Genomic DNA, 16,607 nt, shown 5'->3' with positions numbered 1-16,607 from the left:
GTGCGGCCCGCCCGTCGCGGGCCGGGACCCGTTACGCCGGGACGCTCGCCACGCCCGGCTCCAGGAACCGCTTGCCCGTCGCGCGTTCCGAGACGCCCTCCCGGTCCAGGTACGGGGTGATGCCGCCCAGGTGGAAGGGCCATCCGGCGCCGGTGATCAGGCACAGGTCGATGTCCTGGGCCTCGGCGACGACGCCCTCGTCCAGCATCAGCCCGATCTCCTGGGCCACCGCGTCCAGGACGCGGGCCCGCACCTGCTCCCCGGTCAGGACGGTGTCGCCCTGCTTGAGGAGCGCGGCGACCTCGGGGTCCAGCTCCGGCTTGAAGCCGTTCTCGGCGGAGTAGACGTAGAAGCCGCGCTTGCCGGCCTCGACGACCGCCTTGAGGTTGGGGGAGACGGTGAAGCGGTCCGGGAAGGCCCGGTTGAGGGTCTCCGAGACGTGCAGGCCGATGGCCGGGCCGACCAGTTCGAGGAGGACCAGCGGGGACATCGGCAGGCCGAGCGGCTCCACCGCCTTCTCCGCCACCTCGACCGGGGTGCCCTCGTCGATGACGTTCTGGATCTCGCCCATGAAGCGGGTCAGGATGCGGTTGACGACGAACGCCGGGGCGTCCTTCACCAGGACCGCGGTCTTCTTCAGCTTCCGGGCCACACCGAACGCCGTGGCCAGCGCGGCGTCGTCGGTCCGCTCGCCGCGCACGATCTCCAGCAGCGGCAGGACCGCGACCGGGTTGAAGAAGTGGAAGCCGACGACCCGCTCGGGGTGCTTGAGCTTCGACGCCATCTCCGACACCGACAGCGAGGAGGTGTTGGTGGCGAGGATCGCGTGCGCCGGGGCGACCGCCTCCACCTCCGCGAACACCTGCTGCTTGACGCCGATCTCCTCGAAGACCGCCTCGATGATGAAGTCGGCGTCCGCGAAGCCCTCGGCCTTGTCCAGGACGCCGCTCACCAGCGCCTTGAGGCGGTTGGCCTTGTCCCGGTCGATCCGGCCCTTGCCGAGCAGCTTGTCGATCTCGGCGTGGACGTAGCCCACGCCCTTGTCGACGCGCTCCTGGTCGATGTCGGTCAGGACGACCGGCACCTCCAGGCGGCGCAGGAAGAGCAGCGCGAGCTGGCTGGCCATCAGGCCGGCGCCGACCACACCGACCTTGGTGACCGGCCGCGCCAGGTTCTTGTCCGGGGCGCCGGCCGGGCGCTTGGCGCGCTTCTGCACCAGGTTGAACGCGTAGAGCCCGGCGCGCAGTTCACTGCCCATGATCAGGTCGGCGAGGGCCTGGTCCTCGGCGTCGAAGCCCTGCTGGAGGTCGCCGTTCCTGGCGGCGGCGATGATGTCCAGGGCGCGGTAGGCGGCCGGGGCGGCGCCGTGCACCTTGGAGTCGGCGAGGGACCGGCCGCGGGCGACGGCCGTGTCCCAGCCCTCGCCGCGGTCGATCGCCGGGCGCTCGACCGCGATCTCTCCCTTGAGCACGGACGCCGTCCAGACCAGCGACTGCTCCAGGAAGTCGGCGCCCTCGAACAGCGCGTCCGCGATGCCGAGTTCGTAGACCTGTGCGCCCTTGAGCTGGCGGTTCTGGTTGAGGCTGTTCTCGATGATGACGGTGACGGCCTTGTCGGCGCCGACCAGGTTCGGCAGCAGCGCGCAGCCGCCCCAGCCGGGGACCAGGCCGAGGAAGACCTCGGGCAGCGAGAACGCGGGCAGGGCCGCGGAGACCGTGCGGTAGGAGCAGTGCAGGCCGATCTCGACGCCGCCGCCCATCGAGGCGCCGTTGTAGTACGCGAAGGTCGGCACGGCCAGCTTCGACAGCCGCTTGAAGACGTCGTGGCCGCCCTTGCCGATGGCGAGCGCGTCCTCGTGCCGCTTCAGCAGCTCGACGCCCTTGAGGTCGGCGCCGACGGCGAAGATGAACGGCTTGCCGGTGACGCCCACACCGACGATCCCGCCGGCCGCGGCCTCCTTCTCGACCCGGTCGATCGCCGCGTCGATGTTGGCCAGCGACTGCGGGCCCAGCGTGGTCGGCTTGGTGTGGTCGTGACCGTTGTCCAGGGTGATCAGGGCGAAGCGCCCGGCGCCCAGGGGCAGGTCGAAGTGGCGTACGTGCGCCTCGGTGACGACCTCGCCGGGGAACAGCTCGGCCGCACCCTTCAGCAGTTCAGCGGTGGTGCTCACTTGTCCCCCTCGAAGTGCGGGTTCTCCCAGATGACCGTCGCGCCCATGCCGAAGCCGACACACATGGTGGTCAGGCCGTAGCGGACGTGCGGCTGTTCCTCGAACTGGCGGGCCAACTGCGTCATCAGCCGGACACCGGAGGAGGCGAGCGGGTGGCCGAAGGCGATGGCGCCGCCATACTGGTTGACGCGCGCGTCGTCGTCGGCGATGCCGTAGTGCTCCAGGAAGGCCAGGACCTGGACCGCGAACGCCTCGTTGATCTCGAACAGGCCGATGTCGGAGATGGACAGGCCCGCCTGCGCGAGCGCCTTCTCCGTCGCCGGGATCGGGCCGTAGCCCATCACCTCGGGCTCGACGCCCGCGAAGGAGTAGGCGACCAGGCGCATCTTGACCGGGAGACCGTTCTCCCGGGCGAAGTCCTCGGAGGCGATCAGCGAGGCGGTGGCGCCGTCGTTCAGACCGGCCGCGTTGCCCGCGGTGACCCGGCCGTGCACCCGGAACGGCGTCTTCAGGCCCGCCAGGTTCTCCAGCGTGGTGCCCGGCCGCATCGGCTCGTCGGCGGTGACCAGACCCCAGCCGGTCTCGCCTACCTCGGGGTTGGTCCGGCGTACCGAGACCGGCACCAGGTCGGCCTGGATCTTGCCGTCGGCGTACGCCTTGGCGGCCTTCTCCTGCGAGCGCACCGCGTACTCGTCGGCGCGCTGCTTGGTGATGGTGGGGTAGCGGTCGTGCAGGTTCTCCGCGGTCATGCCCATGAACAGGGCGGACTCGTCGACCAGCTTCTCGGAGACGAACCGCGGGTTGGGGTCGGCGCCCTCGCCCATCGGGTGCCGTCCCATGTGCTCGACACCGCCCGCGATGGCGACGTCGTACGCGCCGAAGGCCACCGAACCGGCCACCGTGGTGACGGCGGTCAGCGCGCCCGCGCACATGCGGTCGATCGCGTAGCCGGGCACCGACTCGGGCAGACCGGCGAGGATGCCGGCCATGCGGCCGATGGTCAGCCCCTGGTCACCGACCTGCGTGGTGGCGGCCACGGCGACCTCGTCGACCTTCTTCGGGTCGAGACCGGGGTTGCGGCGCAGCAGCTCCCGGATCGCCTTCACGACCAGGTCGTCGGCGCGGGTCTCGTGGTAGATGCCCTTCGGGCCCGCCTTGCCGAACGGGGTGCGGACGCCGTCGACGAAGACGACGTCCCTGACGGTACGAGGCACGATGGCTCTCCTCCAGGTGCGGGACGCTGAGCGCTTGCTCAAACCATGCTACTTGTGAGTAACGTAGCTGCCCAGTCCCGCGGGGCACAGCGGTGCGGGTCATACGTCACATGTCACACGGGAACCGGCGGCGGCGCCGTGGACCCCCTGGGCGTCAGCACCGGGGTGGGCACCGGGTGCGAGCCCGCCCCGTCACCCGTGATCACGTCGAACAGCGTGCGGGCCACGTCCGCGCCGAAGCCGTGCACGTCGTGGCTCATCGCGGAGAGCGTCGGGTGGGTGAGCCGGCAGAGCTGGGAGTCGTCCCAGGCCAGCAGGGAGACGTCGGCGGGGACCCGCAGGCCCATCTCGGCGGCGACCGCCAGCCCGGCGACCGCCATGATGTCGTTGTCGTACACCACCGCCGTCGGCCGGTCCGCCGGCGCCGCCGACAGCAGCGACCGGGTGGCCCGCGCGCCCGCGTCCCCGGAGAAGTCGGTGGCGATCTGCCGGACCCCGGCCGGCCCGAGCGCGCGGGCCGCCGCGTCGAAGGCGGCGGTGCGGATCGAGGTGTGCCCGAGCGCCGCCGCGCCGCCGACCCGGGCGATCCGCCGGTGCCCGAGCGCCGCGAGATACCCCACCGCCTCGCGGACCGCCGTCGCGTCGTCGGTCCACACCGAGGTCAGCCCGCCGGTCAGCGAGGGATGTCCGACCGCGACCACCGGGATGCCGAGCCGCCGCACCGGCTCCACCCGGGGGTCCCCGGCCCGGAAGTCGACCAGGATCGACCCGCCGATCCGCCGCCCCCGCCACCAGCTCTCCAGCAGCCCGGCCTCCTCCTCCGCGCTGCGCACCAGCCGCAGCAGCAGCGAGCAGGAACGCTCGGTCAGCACGCTCTCCACCCCGGAGACGAACTCCATGTAGAACGGCTCCAGGCCGAGCAGCCGGGCCGGCCGGCACACCGCCAGCCCGACCACGTCGACCCGCGAGCCGGCCAGCGTACGGGCGGTCGGGTTCGGTGCCCAGCCCAGTTCCCGCGCCGCCCGGAAGATCCGCTCCCGGGTCGGCTCCGACAGGCCGGGCTTGTGGTTGAAGGCGAGGGACACCGCCCCCTTGGAGACGCCGGCCAGCGCGGCGACGTCCTTTATGGTGACGCGGGGGGTGGTCATCAGCGGGGCTCCACGCAGTACAGGGCGCGCCGGGCGGCGTGCGCGTCAGGAGTCTCCCAGCCGCGCACCCCGATGGTCACCCGCTCGCCGGGCAGCAGGGTGACCAGGCCCCGGTCGGCGCGGGCGGCCGGGTCCAGCCGGTCCGCCTGGAGCAGCAGGTCCCGTACGAGGGTCCGGGCGGTCACCGTGACCCCGACCCCGACCCCGCCGGGCGCGAGGGCGACGTCGAACTCGGGGGTGACGTACGGGATGTCGCGGTCGGGCGCGGTGAAGCGCAGGGCGCGCGGCCCGGGCCCCAGGTCACTCGCGCCCGCGTCGGCGCTCGCGCCCGGGTCCGCGCCCGCGCGCACGCCCGCGTCGGCCACCAGGAACTCCTTCGGACCGGCCGGCGCCAGTTCCGCCGGTACGCCGATGAGGGCCACCGACCGCCGTCCGGCCGACAGCGGCACCTCGGCCCGCCCGAGCACCGCGCCTTCGACGGACATCCGGCGCAGCGTCAGGGTGCCCGTCCACTCGCCGGCCGCCTGGTTCACGGCGGCCACCACCAGCCGCCCGTCCCGTTCCTGGACGGTCAGCAGCCGGTCGGCGTACAGCCGGCGCAGCTCGTGGTAGAGCGGCTTCTCCCGGCCGTCGCCGTCGATCGCGGACCAACTGGTCACCGGCCAGCAGTCGTTGAGCTGCCAGACCACCGTGCCCGCGCAGACCGGCCAGTGCGAGCGCCAGTGCTCGATCCCGGCGGCGACGGCTCGGGCCTGGTTGAGCTGGGTGAGGTAGTGCCAGCGGTCGAAGTCGCCGCCGGGGGAGGGGAAGTGCCGCTCCAGCCCCCTGGCCAGCTTGCCGTTGCCGTCCTCGGCCTTCTGGTGGTGCAGCATGCCGGGGGAGTCCGGGGCGAGTTCCTCGCCGGGCAGCGCGCGCCGCAGCGTGGCGTGGGCGGGCGGCGCCTGCCAGCCGAACTCGGCCACGAACCGGGGTACGTCGGCGCGGTACTCGGCGTAGTCCGCCCGGTTCCATACCTCCCACGAGTGGTGGGTGCCGTGCGCCGGGTCGTTCGGGTGGTGCAGCCAGGACCCGGACCAGGGGCTGCCCGCCGTGTACGGCCGGGTGGGGTCCGTCTCGGCCACCACCCGGGGCAGCAGCCCGAGGTAGTACCCCTCGCCCCAGGACTCCCCGGCCAGCGGCCGCTCCCAGTCCCAGTCCCGGAACCCCCACAGGTTCTCGTTGTTGCCGTTCCACAGCACCAGCGAGGGATGCGGCATCAGCCGTACGACGTTCTCCCGGGCCTCCGCCGCCACCTCGCCGCGCAGCGGCTGCTCCTCCGGGTAGGCGGCGCAGGCGAACGGGAAGTCCTGCCAGACCAGCAGGCCGAGCGCGTCGCAGGCGTCGTAGAAGTCCTCGCTCTCGTAGATCCCGCCGCCCCAGACGCGCACCAGGTCCACGCCCGCGTCGGCGGCCTGTCCGAGCCGCCGCCGGTAGCGGCCGGGCGTCATCCGGGACGGGAACACGTCGTCCGGAATCCAGTTGACGCCCCGCGCGAAGAGGCGCTCGCCGTTGACCACCAGGGTGAACCCGGTGCCGCGCGCGTCGGCGGAGGTGTCCAGCGCCACGGTCCGGAACCCGATCCGCCGCCGCCACCCGTCCAGCCCGGCCGTCCCGCGCAGCAGCGTCAACTCGACGTCGTACAGCGGCTGTCCGCCGTAGCCGCGCGGCCACCACAGCTCCACGTCCGGTACCCGCAGCCGTACCGTGCCGCGGGTGCCGTCCACCTCCGCGCGGGCGGTCACCCCGCCGACGCGGGCCTCGACGGTGAGCCGCGCCTCGTCGGTGAGCGGCACCCCGTCGGCGGGCGGCACCCCGTCGGCGGGCGGCGCCTCGACGCGGGTCCGTTCGACGTCGACGGAGAGTTCCACCAGGCCCGTGCGCCCCTCGACGGTGACCAGGGGGCGCACCCGGGCGATCCGGGCCGTCGACCAGTGCTCAAGGCGGACCGGCCGCCAGATCCCGGCCGTCACCAGGGTCGGCCCCCAGTCCCAGCCGAAGGAGCAGGCCATCTTGCGGATGTACTGGTAGGGCTCCGGGTACGCCCCCGGCCGCTCGCCCAGCGTCTCCCGCACCGCCTCGGCCTCGGTGTACGCGGAGGCGAACCGCACCGCCAGCCGCCCGCTCAGCCCGGTCACGTCGAAGCGGTGGGAGCGGTGCATGTTCCGCACCCGGCCCAGCACCCGCCCGTCGAGCAGCACTTCCGCGACGGTGTCCAGTCCGTCGAAGACCAGATCGGTCCGCTCCGCCGGCCCGGCGGGCGCGGCCTGCCCGGTGGCGGCCGGCAGGTCCCTCTCGTACGTCCACTCCCGCCGGCCCACCCACTCCACCTCGGCCTCGTTCCGGCCGAGGAACGGGTCCGGGATCAGCCCGGCCGCCAGCAGGTCGGTGTGCACACAGCCCGGCACCCCGGCCGGGAGAGCGCCGCCGGCGCCGTCGGGGTGCCGCAGGGTCCATCCCTCGGTGAGCGGTGTCGGCCGAAGCATGCGCACTCCTTAACCGGTTCAAGGAACGAACACCGGTACGGCGTCAGTGTTGGCGGAAACGGGACTTTACCGGTTCAGCAACCGCTGTCAGAGTGCGGAACCGGCCAACCACTCGCGCTCATCCGCCCGAACGGAGCTGGTGCACATGAACCGCCGCCACGTACTCGCCGGATCGCTCGCCGCCCTCGCCCTGCTGGCCTCGGCCTGCACGGGCACCGGCGGCAGCGCCGAGGGCGCCGACGCCGAGGCACCCGCCGACCCGGCGAAGGCCGAGGGCACGATCACCGTCCTCACCCACCGGACCGACCTCGTGCAGGACGGGACGATGAAGAAGTACGCAGCCGAGTTCAACCGGACCCACCCGAAGGTGAAGGTCGAGTTCGACGGCCTCACCGACTACGAGGGCGAGGTCAAGATCCGGATGAACACCGAGGACTACGGTGACGTCCTGATGATCCCGGCCGTGGTCCAGAAGAAGGACTACCCCCGCTTCTTCGCCTCGCTCGGCGGCGCGGGCGAGCGCGCCGCGAAGTACCGCTTCACCGACTACTCGACCGTGGACGGCAAGGTGTACGGGCAGAGCCCGATCGGCGTGGTCCCGGGCCTCGTCTACAACAAGCGCGTCTGGAACCGGGCCGGGATCACCGACTGGCCCACCACCCCCGCCGAGTTCCTCGACGACCTGGCGGCCGTGCGGGCGAAGACCGACGCGGTGCCGTACTACACCAACTTCAAGGACATGTGGCCGCTGACCCAGTGGACCAACGTCAACGGCTCGGTCGGCTGCGACGCCCAGGCCACCAACAAGCTGGCCGCGGGCGACCCCTGGGCGAAGGGCGCCGACCTGCGGGTGGGCGACACCCTGCTGTACGACATCGTGCGGGCCGGCCTCGTCGAGAAGGACCCCTCGACCACCAACTGGGAGGCGTCCAAGCCGCGGCTGGCCAAGGGCGAGATCGCCACCATGTGGCTGGGTTCCTGGGCGGTGGTGCAGATGCGGGACGCGGCGGAGCAGGCCGGCACCGACCCCGACGACATCGGCTTCATGCCGTTCCCGGCGCAGCGGGACGGCAGGTACTGCGCGGTGACCTCGCCCGACTACCAGCAGGCGGTCAACGTGCACTCGGCGCACAAGGCCGCCGCCCGCGCCTGGATCGACTGGTTCACCGACAAGTCCGGCTACGCGGACGCCAACCTGGCGCTCTCCCCGCTCAAGGACGCGCCCCTGCCCGGCCTGCTCAAGCCCTACGAGGAGGCGGGCGTCGAGCTGGTGGACCTCGACGACACCAAGGGCGCCGAGGTGAAGGCGATCGACAACGCCTCCGAGGTCGGCATCTACCAGCCCGACTACCGCCAGGACCTGGTGGACCTCGCGCGCGGCGCCGCCGACGGCGATCTGGACGGCTTCTTCGCCGGCCTGAGCGAGAAGTGGAACGCGGCGCGGAAGACGGTGGGGTCCCGATGACCGGCACCACCCCGCGAGCGGCGCGACCGGCCGCCGCCGGGCCCGCCGCGGCGACCAACCCGGGACGGTCGCGGCGCCCGCCCCGGCACCGGCGGACCCTGACACCCTGGCTGTTCCTGCTCGCCCCGCTCGCCCTGCTGATCGTCTTCACCTACGCGCCGCTCGCCAACATGCTGGCGTACAGCTTCACCGACTGGGACGGCGTCAGCCCCGAGCTGAGCTTCACCGGCGCCGGCAACTACGCCGACATCTTCACCCGCGAGGACCTCTTCCGGGTCTTCTTCGTCAGCGGCTACTACCTCGCCGCCGCCGTCGTCCAGATCGTGGCCGCGCTCTACTTCGCCACCGTCCTCAGCTTCCGCGTCCGCTTCCGCAACTTCTTCAAAGGTGTGCTGTTCTTCCCGTATCTGATCAACGGTGTCGCCATCGGTTTCGTCTTCCTGTACTTCTTCCAGGACGGCGGCACCCTCGACTCGGTGCTGAGCCTCTTCGGCTACGCCGGCGACCGCGCCTGGCTCTCCTCGCCGACCTCGGCCAACGTCTCCCTCGCGGGCGTCTCGGTGTGGCGCTACACGGGCCTGAACTTCGTGCTCTTCCTGGGCGCGATCCAGTCCGTCCCGGGGGAGCTGTACGAGGCCGCCGAGCTGGACGGCGCGAGCCGCCGGCAGCAGTTCCGGTACATCATCGCGCCGAGCATCCGCCCGGTGATCGGCCTGACCGTGCTGCTCGCGGTCTCCGGTTCGCTCGCCGTGTTCGAGATCCCGTACATCATGACCGGCGGTGCGACCGGCACCGAGACCTTCGTGATCCAGACGGTGAAGCTGGCCTTCCAGTTCAACAAGACCGGGCTGGCCTCGGCGGCGGCGGTCGTGCTGCTGCTGATCGTGCTGGCGGTGACCTGGGTGCAGCGGCGCCTCGTCCCCGACGACCCCGACCACAAGGTGGCGCCCGTATGACCCGCCGAGCCGTGGCCCGCGCCCTGGTGTACCTGTCGCTGGTCGGCGCGACGCTGGTCGTCCTGCTGCCGCTCACCGTCGTGCTGCTGACCTCGCTGAAGACCTCGGGGGAGCTGGCCGACGGCTCCGGCGCGCTGGCGCTGCCCGAGGACCCGTTCCACTTCGACAACTACGTGACCGCGTTCCGCGACGGCCGGATGCTCACCGCCTTCGGCAACACCGCCTTCGTGCTGGTCTTCGCCATCGGCGGGACGGTGCTCATCGGCTCGATGGCGGCGTACGCGATCGACCGCTTCGCCTTCCGGATGAAGAAGGCGGTCCTGGCGCTGTTCCTGGTCGCCGCGCTGGTCCCGGGGGTCACCACCCAGGTGGCGACCTTCCAGATCGTGAACAGCCTCGGCATGTTCGACAGCCTGTGGGCGCCGATCCTGCTCTACATGGGCACCGACATCGTGTCGATCTACATCTTCCTGCAGTTCATCCGGTCCATCCCGGTCTCCCTGGACGAGTCGGCGCGGGTCGAGGGCGCCAGCGCCTTCACCGTCTACCGGAAGATCATCTTTCCGTTGCTCAGACCCGCGATCGCGACCGTCGTGATCGTGAAGGGGATCACGGTCTACAACGATTTCTACATTCCCTTCCTCTATCTGCCCTCCGAGGATCTTGGCGTGATCTCAACGTCGCTCTTTCGCTTCAAGGGGCCCTTCGGGGCGCACTGGGAGACGATCTCGGCGGGAGCGGTGCTGGTCATCCTGCCGACCCTGATCGTCTTCCTGCTCCTCCAGCGGTTCATCTACAACGGCTTCACGCGCGGGGCGACCAAGTGAGCCGTCCGGTCTGCCGTCTGGTCAGGCGCCCGGTGCGGTGTCCGCCGTCAGCGCCGCCGTCAGTACCGGCGTCACCTGCCGCACCTGCCAGGGCCGGGCCCCGTGCCGGGTCAGCGCCTCGGCCACCGACTCGGTGTCCACCCGCTGCGGCGGCTCCCAGCAGACCCGGCGCACGGTGTCCGGGGTGATCAGGTTCTCCTGCGGCATGTTCAGCCGCTCGGCCAGCTCCGACACCGCGGCCCGCGCCGCGGCGAGCCGGGCCGCGGCGACCGGGTCCTTGTCGGCCCACGCGCGCGGCGGCGGGGGACCGGCCACCGCCTGTCCCGGCGCCGGGAGCTGGGCCTCCGGCAGCGCCTTCGCCCGGTCGACCGCCGCCTGCCACTGTTCGAGCTGGCGCCGGTTGACCCGGCCGAAGCCGTGCAGCGCGGCCATCGCGTGCGCGTCGGCGGGCAGCGCGAGCGCCGCCTCCACGATCGCCGCGTCGCCGATCACCTTGCCCGGGGAGACGTCCCGGCGGCGGGCGACGCGGTCCCGGGTCAGCCACAGCTCCCGCACCACGGCGAGCTGGCGCCGCCTGCGCACCTTGTGCATGCCGGAGGTCCGGCGCCAGGGGTCCTTGCGCGGCTCCGCGGGCGGCGCCGAGGCGATCGCGTCGAACTCCTCCCGGGCCCACTCCAGCTTGTCCTGCCGGTCGAGTTCCTTCTCCAGCGCGTCCCGCAGGTCCACGAGCAGCTCGACGTCGAGAGCGGCGTAGCGCAGCCAGGGCTCGGGCAGCGGACGGGTGGACCAGTCGACGGCGGAGTGGCCCTTCTCCAGGACGAAGCCGAGGACGGACTCGACCATCGCGCCGAGGCCCACCCGCGGGAACCCGGCCAGCCGCCCGGCCAGCTCGGTGTCGAAGATCCGGGTCGGCACCATCCCTATTTCGCGCAGGCACGGCAGGTCCTGGGTGGCGGCGTGCAGCACCCACTCCACGTCGGCCAGGGCCTCGCCGAGGCCGGACAGGTCGGGGCAGGCCACCGGGTCGATCAGGGCGCTGCCGGCGCCCTCGCGGCGCAACTGCACCAGGTAGGCGCGCTGGCCGTAGCGGTACCCGGAGGCGCGTTCGGCGTCCACGGCGACCGGGCCGGTCCCGGCGGCGAAGGCGGCGGTCACCTCGGCGAGCGCGGCGGCGTCCGCGATCACCGGTGGAATGCCCTCTCGCGGTTCCAGTAGCGGGATCGGCGCCTCGCCGGCAACAGATCCGGTCTCGTCCGGAGGGGCGCCTCCGGTGGTTCGCAGTGAACGGTCTGCTGCGGTTTCGTGGGCGTCGGTCACCTGTCAAGACTATCCGTGGATCGACGGCGCCCGCCGACGGAACGTTCCGTCGACGGGCGGTGGGGGGTCGTAAACCGGTCAGGTGGGGGGGAGGGGGTGGGAGAGGGGGCGCGGGTCGGGTCAGTGGATGATGCCGGTGCGCAGGGCCACGGCGACCATGCCGGCCCGGTCGCCGGTGCCGAGCTTGCGGGCGATGCGGGCCAGGTGGCTCTTGACGGTCAGGGCGGACAGGCCCATCGAGACGCCGATCGCCTTGTTCGACTGGCCTTCGGCGACCAGCCGCAGTACCTCCACCTCGCGGCCGGACAGCTCGCGGTAGCCGCCCGGGTGGCTCGGGGTGCCCGGGGGGCGGCGGTGCAGCCGCGCGGCGGCGGAGCCGATGGGGGCGGCACCCGGCCGGGTGGGAAGCCCGATGTTGGTCCGGGTGCCGGTGACGACGTATCCCTTGACGCCGCCGGCCAGGGCGTTGCGGACGGCGCCGATGTCGTCGGCGGCGGAGAGGGCGAGCCCGTTGGGCCAGCCGGCGGCGCGGGTCTCCGACAGCAGGGTCAGACCGGAGCCGTCGGGGAGATGGACGTCGGCGACGCAGATGTCGCGGGGGTTGCCGATGCGGGGACGGGCCTCCGCGACGGACGAAGCCTCGATCACGTCGCGCACACCGAGCGCCCACAGGTGGCGGGTGACGGTGGAACGGACGCGGGGGTCGGCGACGACCACCATGGCCGTCGGCTTGTTCGGGCGGTAGGCGACCAGGCTTGCGGGCTGCTCTAGGAGAACGGACACCAGGCCTCCTGGGTGCGGGGACGACGGGGCCGGCTGCGGGGAAGAAGCCGGGATGAACCGTGCTTTCAAGGTCACAGTCGTCTTCGGCACCGAACCGGTCCTCCTTTAGAGAATGATCACGATCTGGTGAGTAACAATCCGAGCAATTCGGACAAGCGGTCGATCATTCGAAGCCCGAACGGTTACGAACCGCGTCGTTACCCGCCCGAAAGTGGCCGTATCGACAAAGTGACTCCCTCGAACGGAGCAAAGAAGAAGGGGATGCGGACCAGCCGCATCCCCTGCACCGCCCGAAGGGCTCCGTCCGGGCCCGTCGGTAAGGCTTCAACGCTGCTGCCGCGGCCCCCGGCGCTGCGGCAGCGTCACCACGGAGGCGTCGCCCGGACCGGCCGGCGGCAGCCCGCCGACCTGGGCCAGCAGATCGCACCAGGCGGCCAGGTGGGCGCCGGTGTCCGGGACCCCGCCCAGGGACTCGCGGGGCGTCCAGGAGGCCCGGATCTCGATCTGCGAGGTGGCGGGCCGCTCGGAGAGCCCGCCGAAGTAGTGGCTGCTCGCCCGCGTCACCGTGCCGCTGGGCTCGCCGCAGGCCAGGCCGCGCCCCTGGAGCGCGTCGACCAGCCAGGACCAGCACACCTCCGGCAGCAGCGGGTCGGCGGCCATCTCCGGCTCCAGCTCCGCGCGCACCAGCGTCACCAGCCGGAAGGCGCCCTGCCAGGCGTCGTGGCCGGCCGGGTCGTGCAGCAGCACCAGCCGCCCGTCGGCCAGGTCCTGGTCGCCGTCGACGACCGTGGCCTCCAGCGCGTACGCGTGGGGCGCGAGCCGCTGCGGCGGGCGGGTCGGCTCCACCTCGATCTGCGGGCGCAGCTTCGCGGCCCGCAGCCCCTCGACGGCGGTCCGGAACGGCAGCGGAACGCCACCGTCCGCCTCCCGGGCCCCCTCCGCACCCTCGGTGCCCCCCTCGGTCTTCCTCGCTTCGTCCATTCCGCCAGCGCCGTCCGACAGTCGTCCCTGAGCCGCAGCCATGCGGGGAAGGTTAAGCGGAACGCGGCCCCGGCGCAGGGAGGACACCCGTGGGCGGGGGCGATGTCCGGATCACGCGGCGCACGCCGTGAGCGGGCGGCGCACGGCCACGGCGCGGACCCGGCGCCCGGCGGCCCCGGTGCGCCCCGGTGGCCCCTCGTACCCCCCGGTGCGCCCCACGGTCCGGGGCCGTCGGCGGGCCGTGCGAGACTTTCCGTCGTGAGTGCCAACCAGAGCCCCGCGGGCCAGCAGCCGACCGCCACGTACGACTCCGCCTTCCTCAAGGCGTGCAGGCGTGAGCCGGTCCCGCACACCCCGGTCTGGTTCATGCGGCAGGCCGGGCGCTCGCTGCCGGAGTACCTCAAGGTGCGCGCGGGCATCCCGATGCTGGAGTCCTGCACGCGGCCCGAGCTGGTCACCGAGATCACCCTCCAGCCGGTGCGCCGGCACGGCGTGGACGCGGCGATCTACTTCAGCGACATCGTCGTCCCGCTCAAGGCCATCGGCATCGACCTCGACATCAAGCCCGGCGTCGGCCCGGTCGTGGAGAACCCGATCCGCACCCGCGCCGACCTGGCCCGGCTGCGCGACCTCACCCCCGAGGACGTCTCCTACGTCACCGAGGCCATCGGCCTGCTCACCGCCGAGCTGGGCGCGACCCCTCTCATCGGCTTCGCCGGCGCGCCGTTCACCCTGGCGAGCTACCTCGTGGAGGGCGGCCCGTCCCGCAACCACGAGCACACCAAGGCGCTGATGTACGGCGACCCGCAGCTCTGGGCCGACCTGCTCGACCGGCTCGCCGAGATCACGGGCGCCTTCCTGAAGGTCCAGATCGAGGCCGGCGCGAGCGCCGTCCAGCTCTTCGACTCCTGGGCCGGCGCCCTCGCCCCCGCCGACTACCGCCGCTCGGTCCTGCCCGCCTCCGCCAAGGTCTTCGACGCCGTCGCCGGCTACGGCGTGCCGCGCATCCACTTCGGCGTCGGCACCGGCGAACTCCTCGGCCTGCTGGGCGAGGCCGGCGCGGACGTGGTCGGCGTCGACTGGCGCGTCCCGCTGGACGAGGCCGCCCGCCGCGTCGGCCCCGGCAAGGCGCTCCAGGGCAACCTCGACCCGGCCGTCCTCTTCGCCACCCGCGAGGCCGTCGAGACCAAGACCGACGAGATCCTGGCCGCGGCGGCGGAGCTGGAGGGCCACGTCTTCAACCTCGGCCACGGCGTCCTGCCGACCACCGCCCCCGACGCCCTGACCCGCCTCGTCGAGCACGTCCACACCCGCACGGCCCGCTGAGAGCCCGGCGTTTTGCGACCGGGCCGCGCAACGGACGGTTGAACGCCACCGTCCGGATGCCCGTATGTCTCCGCGAAAGCTCGCGGCGCGGGGCAGGCCCGGCCGCGGGACGACGTGAGGAGAACAGGCGATGAGCGAGCGAGCCACTCCCGCGATGCACGCCCTGCCCGACGGCGAGGCCGAGATCGCGCTCGTACTGCGGCTGCCCTGGGAGGACGTCGCCCGGCTGGGCCAGGAGGCCGGCCGGCTGGCCGCGCAGACCCAGCGGCCGGTGACGCTGGACGAGGCGGTGAGCCGGCGGCTGCGGTCCACGCGGAGCGCGGCGCACGCGAAGTCGCCGGGGGAGCAGCCACCGGCGGTCTCCGCGGCCGCCTCGGTCTCCTCGCTGCCGCCCCGCCCGCCGGCGGAACAGGCGCGGCAGGCGATCGACCGCATCAACGGCACGGCGTAGAGCCCCGCCCGGCGGCCGCCCCCGCACTCCCTCAGTCCGCCTCCCGTACCTCCCGGGCCGCCTTGCGGGCCGCCACCAGCACCGGGTCCCACACCGGGGAGAACGGCGGCGCGTACCCGAGGTCGAGGGCGGTCATCTGATCCGCCGTCATGCCCGCCGTCAGCGCCACCGCGGCGATGTCGACCCGCTTGCCCGCGCCCTCGCGGCCGACGATCTGGACGCCGAGGAGCCGGCCCGTGCGGCGCTCGGCGAGCATCTTCACCGTCATGGGAGAGGCGTCCGGATAGTAACCCGCGCGGCTGGTCGACTCGATGGTGGCCGTCACGAACTTCAGGCCCACCCGCCGCGCGTCCTTCTCCCGCAGCCCGGTCCGGGCGATCTCCAGGTCGCAGACCTTGCTGACGGCGGTGCCCACCACCCCGGGGAAGGTCGCGTACCCGCCGCCGGCGTTGGTGCCGATGACCTGCCCGTGCTTGTTGGCGTGGGTGCCGAGCGCGACGTGCCGGGACTGGCCGGAGACCAGGTCCAGCACCTCCACGCAGTCGCCGCCCGCCCAGATGTCCTCGTGGCCGCGGACCCGCATGGCCCGGTCGGTGAGCAGCCCGCCGTGCTCGCCCACCGGCAGCCCCGCCGCCCGGGCCAGCGAGGTCTCCGGGCGTACGCCGATGCCGAGCACCACCACGTCCGCCGGGTACTCGGCGTCCTCGGTGACCACCGCGCGGACCCGCCCGGCGTCGTCGGTGCGCACCTCGGTGACCTCGGCGTCGTTCACCATGGTGATGCCGAGACCCGCCATGGCCTCGCGCACCAGGCACCCCATGTCGGGGTCGAGGGTGGACATCGGCTCCTTGCCGCGGTTGACGACCGTCACCTCGTACCCGCGGCCGATCAGCGCCTCGGCCATCTCCACGCCGATGTACCCCGCGCCGATGACGACGGCACGGCGTCCCCGCGTGCGCGCCAGCGTGTCCAGCAGCGCCTGCCCGTCGTCGAGCGTCTGCACACCGTGCACCCCGGCCGCGTCGGCGCCCGCCAGCTCGGGACGGACCGGCCGCGCCCCGGTGGCGATCACGAGCTTGTCGTACGGCGTCCAGGACTCGGCCCCGGAGCCGAGGTCACGCGCGCGCACCCGCCGCCCGGCCACGTCGATCTCCGTGACCTCGGTGCGCATGCGCAGGTCGATGCCGCGGGCGCGGTGCTCCTCGGGGGTGCGGGCGATCAGCCGGTCACGGTCGTCGACCTCGCCGCCCACCCAGTAGGGGATGCCGCAGGCCGAGTAGGAGGCGAAGTGGCCGCGTTCGAACGCCACGACCTCCAGTTCGTCCGGCCCCTTGAGGCGACGGGCCTGGGACGCCGCGGACATCCCCGCGGCGTCGCCGCCGATCACCACCAGTCGCTCCCGCGCACCCGGCGCACCGCTCATGCTCATGCCCCCACGCTACGTGGG

At 72.8% G+C, this 16,607-nt stretch carries 13 protein-coding genes; 5 read left to right on the top strand and 8 right to left on the bottom strand.

Annotation, left to right across the window (positions count from 1 at the left end):
- Positions 1–31: 31 nt before the first annotated feature.
- The 4 genes from ABEB00_RS17385 to ABEB00_RS17370 form a co-directional block, all read right to left on the bottom strand.
- Entirely contained in the window at positions 32–2,170 is a 2,139-nt protein-coding gene (locus ABEB00_RS17385) for a 3-hydroxyacyl-CoA dehydrogenase NAD-binding domain-containing protein (RefSeq protein ID WP_345620637.1), read from the bottom strand.
- A complete protein-coding gene (locus ABEB00_RS17380) occupies positions 2,167–3,384 on the bottom strand; it encodes a thiolase family protein (protein ID WP_345620636.1) in 1,218 nt (405 codons plus the stop codon). The genes ABEB00_RS17385 and ABEB00_RS17380 overlap by 4 nt, the downstream gene beginning before the upstream one ends.
- A gap of 113 nt (positions 3,385–3,497) precedes the next feature.
- The gene (locus ABEB00_RS17375; protein WP_345620635.1) at positions 3,498–4,532 is read right to left on the bottom strand and encodes a LacI family DNA-binding transcriptional regulator; all 1,035 of its coding nucleotides are present in this window, start codon (positions 4,530–4,532) and stop codon (positions 3,498–3,500) included.
- The gene (locus ABEB00_RS17370; RefSeq protein WP_345620634.1) at positions 4,532–7,054 is read right to left on the bottom strand and encodes a glycoside hydrolase family 2 protein; all 2,523 of its coding nucleotides are present in this window, start codon (positions 7,052–7,054) and stop codon (positions 4,532–4,534) included. Before ABEB00_RS17370 ends, ABEB00_RS17375 begins: the two co-directional genes overlap by 1 nt.
- A 145-nt stretch (positions 7,055–7,199) precedes the next feature.
- Between ABEB00_RS17370 and ABEB00_RS17365 the strand changes: the two genes are divergently transcribed.
- Genes ABEB00_RS17365 through ABEB00_RS17355 form a run of 3 tightly spaced genes read left to right on the top strand, consistent with a single transcriptional unit; the run spans position 7,200 to position 10,302 of the window.
- Positions 7,200–8,519, top strand: coding sequence for an ABC transporter substrate-binding protein (locus ABEB00_RS17365; protein WP_345620633.1), 1,320 nt, complete (start codon positions 7,200–7,202; stop codon positions 8,517–8,519).
- Positions 8,516–9,475 (top strand): carbohydrate ABC transporter permease, encoded by a 960-nt coding sequence (locus tag ABEB00_RS17360; protein ID WP_345620632.1) that lies wholly within the window; start codon positions 8,516–8,518, stop codon positions 9,473–9,475. The genes ABEB00_RS17365 and ABEB00_RS17360 overlap by 4 nt, the downstream gene beginning before the upstream one ends.
- Complete coding sequence (locus ABEB00_RS17355) at positions 9,472–10,302, top strand: carbohydrate ABC transporter permease (protein WP_345620631.1); 831 nt, start codon at positions 9,472–9,474, stop codon at positions 10,300–10,302. Before ABEB00_RS17360 ends, ABEB00_RS17355 begins: the two co-directional genes overlap by 4 nt.
- 21 nt (positions 10,303–10,323) lie before the next feature.
- On the opposite strand, the gene ABEB00_RS17350 is transcribed toward ABEB00_RS17355, so the two are convergent.
- The 3 genes from ABEB00_RS17350 to ABEB00_RS17340 form a co-directional block, all read right to left on the bottom strand.
- Positions 10,324–11,619 carry an HRDC domain-containing protein gene (locus ABEB00_RS17350; RefSeq protein WP_345620630.1) on the bottom strand — a complete coding sequence of 432 codons (1,296 nt, stop codon included), beginning with the start codon at positions 11,617–11,619 and terminating at the stop codon, positions 10,324–10,326.
- Between the two features lie 120 nt (positions 11,620–11,739).
- Positions 11,740–12,402, bottom strand: a complete 663-nt coding sequence (locus tag ABEB00_RS17345; RefSeq protein WP_345620629.1) for a LuxR C-terminal-related transcriptional regulator — start codon at positions 12,400–12,402, stop codon at positions 11,740–11,742.
- A 324-nt stretch (positions 12,403–12,726) separates the two neighbouring features.
- Positions 12,727–13,425 (bottom strand): DUF3000 domain-containing protein, encoded by a 699-nt coding sequence (locus tag ABEB00_RS17340; RefSeq protein ID WP_345620628.1) that lies wholly within the window; start codon positions 13,423–13,425, stop codon positions 12,727–12,729.
- A 216-nt stretch (positions 13,426–13,641) separates the two neighbouring features.
- On the opposite strand from ABEB00_RS17340, the gene hemE reads away from it, so the two are divergent.
- Positions 13,642–14,709, top strand: a complete 1,068-nt coding sequence (gene hemE / locus ABEB00_RS17335; protein ID WP_345620627.1) for a uroporphyrinogen decarboxylase — start codon at positions 13,642–13,644, stop codon at positions 14,707–14,709.
- Between the two features lie 130 nt (positions 14,710–14,839).
- Positions 14,840–15,160: a hypothetical protein gene (locus tag ABEB00_RS17330; protein WP_345620626.1), complete on the top strand. Its 321-nt coding sequence runs from the start codon at positions 14,840–14,842 to the stop codon at positions 15,158–15,160.
- 31 nt (positions 15,161–15,191) lie between these two features.
- Here ABEB00_RS17330 and ABEB00_RS17325 read toward each other — a convergent pair whose 3' ends face one another.
- Positions 15,192–16,589, bottom strand: a complete 1,398-nt coding sequence (locus tag ABEB00_RS17325; protein WP_345620625.1) for an FAD-dependent oxidoreductase — start codon at positions 16,587–16,589, stop codon at positions 15,192–15,194.
- Positions 16,590–16,607 lie beyond the last annotated feature (18 nt).

Source organism: Streptomyces ziwulingensis, from assembly GCF_039542605.1.
In the GTDB taxonomy this organism is placed as follows: Bacteria; Actinomycetota; Actinomycetes; order Streptomycetales; family Streptomycetaceae; genus Streptomyces; species Streptomyces ziwulingensis.
This window is presented reverse-complemented; position numbering and strand designations above follow the sequence as displayed.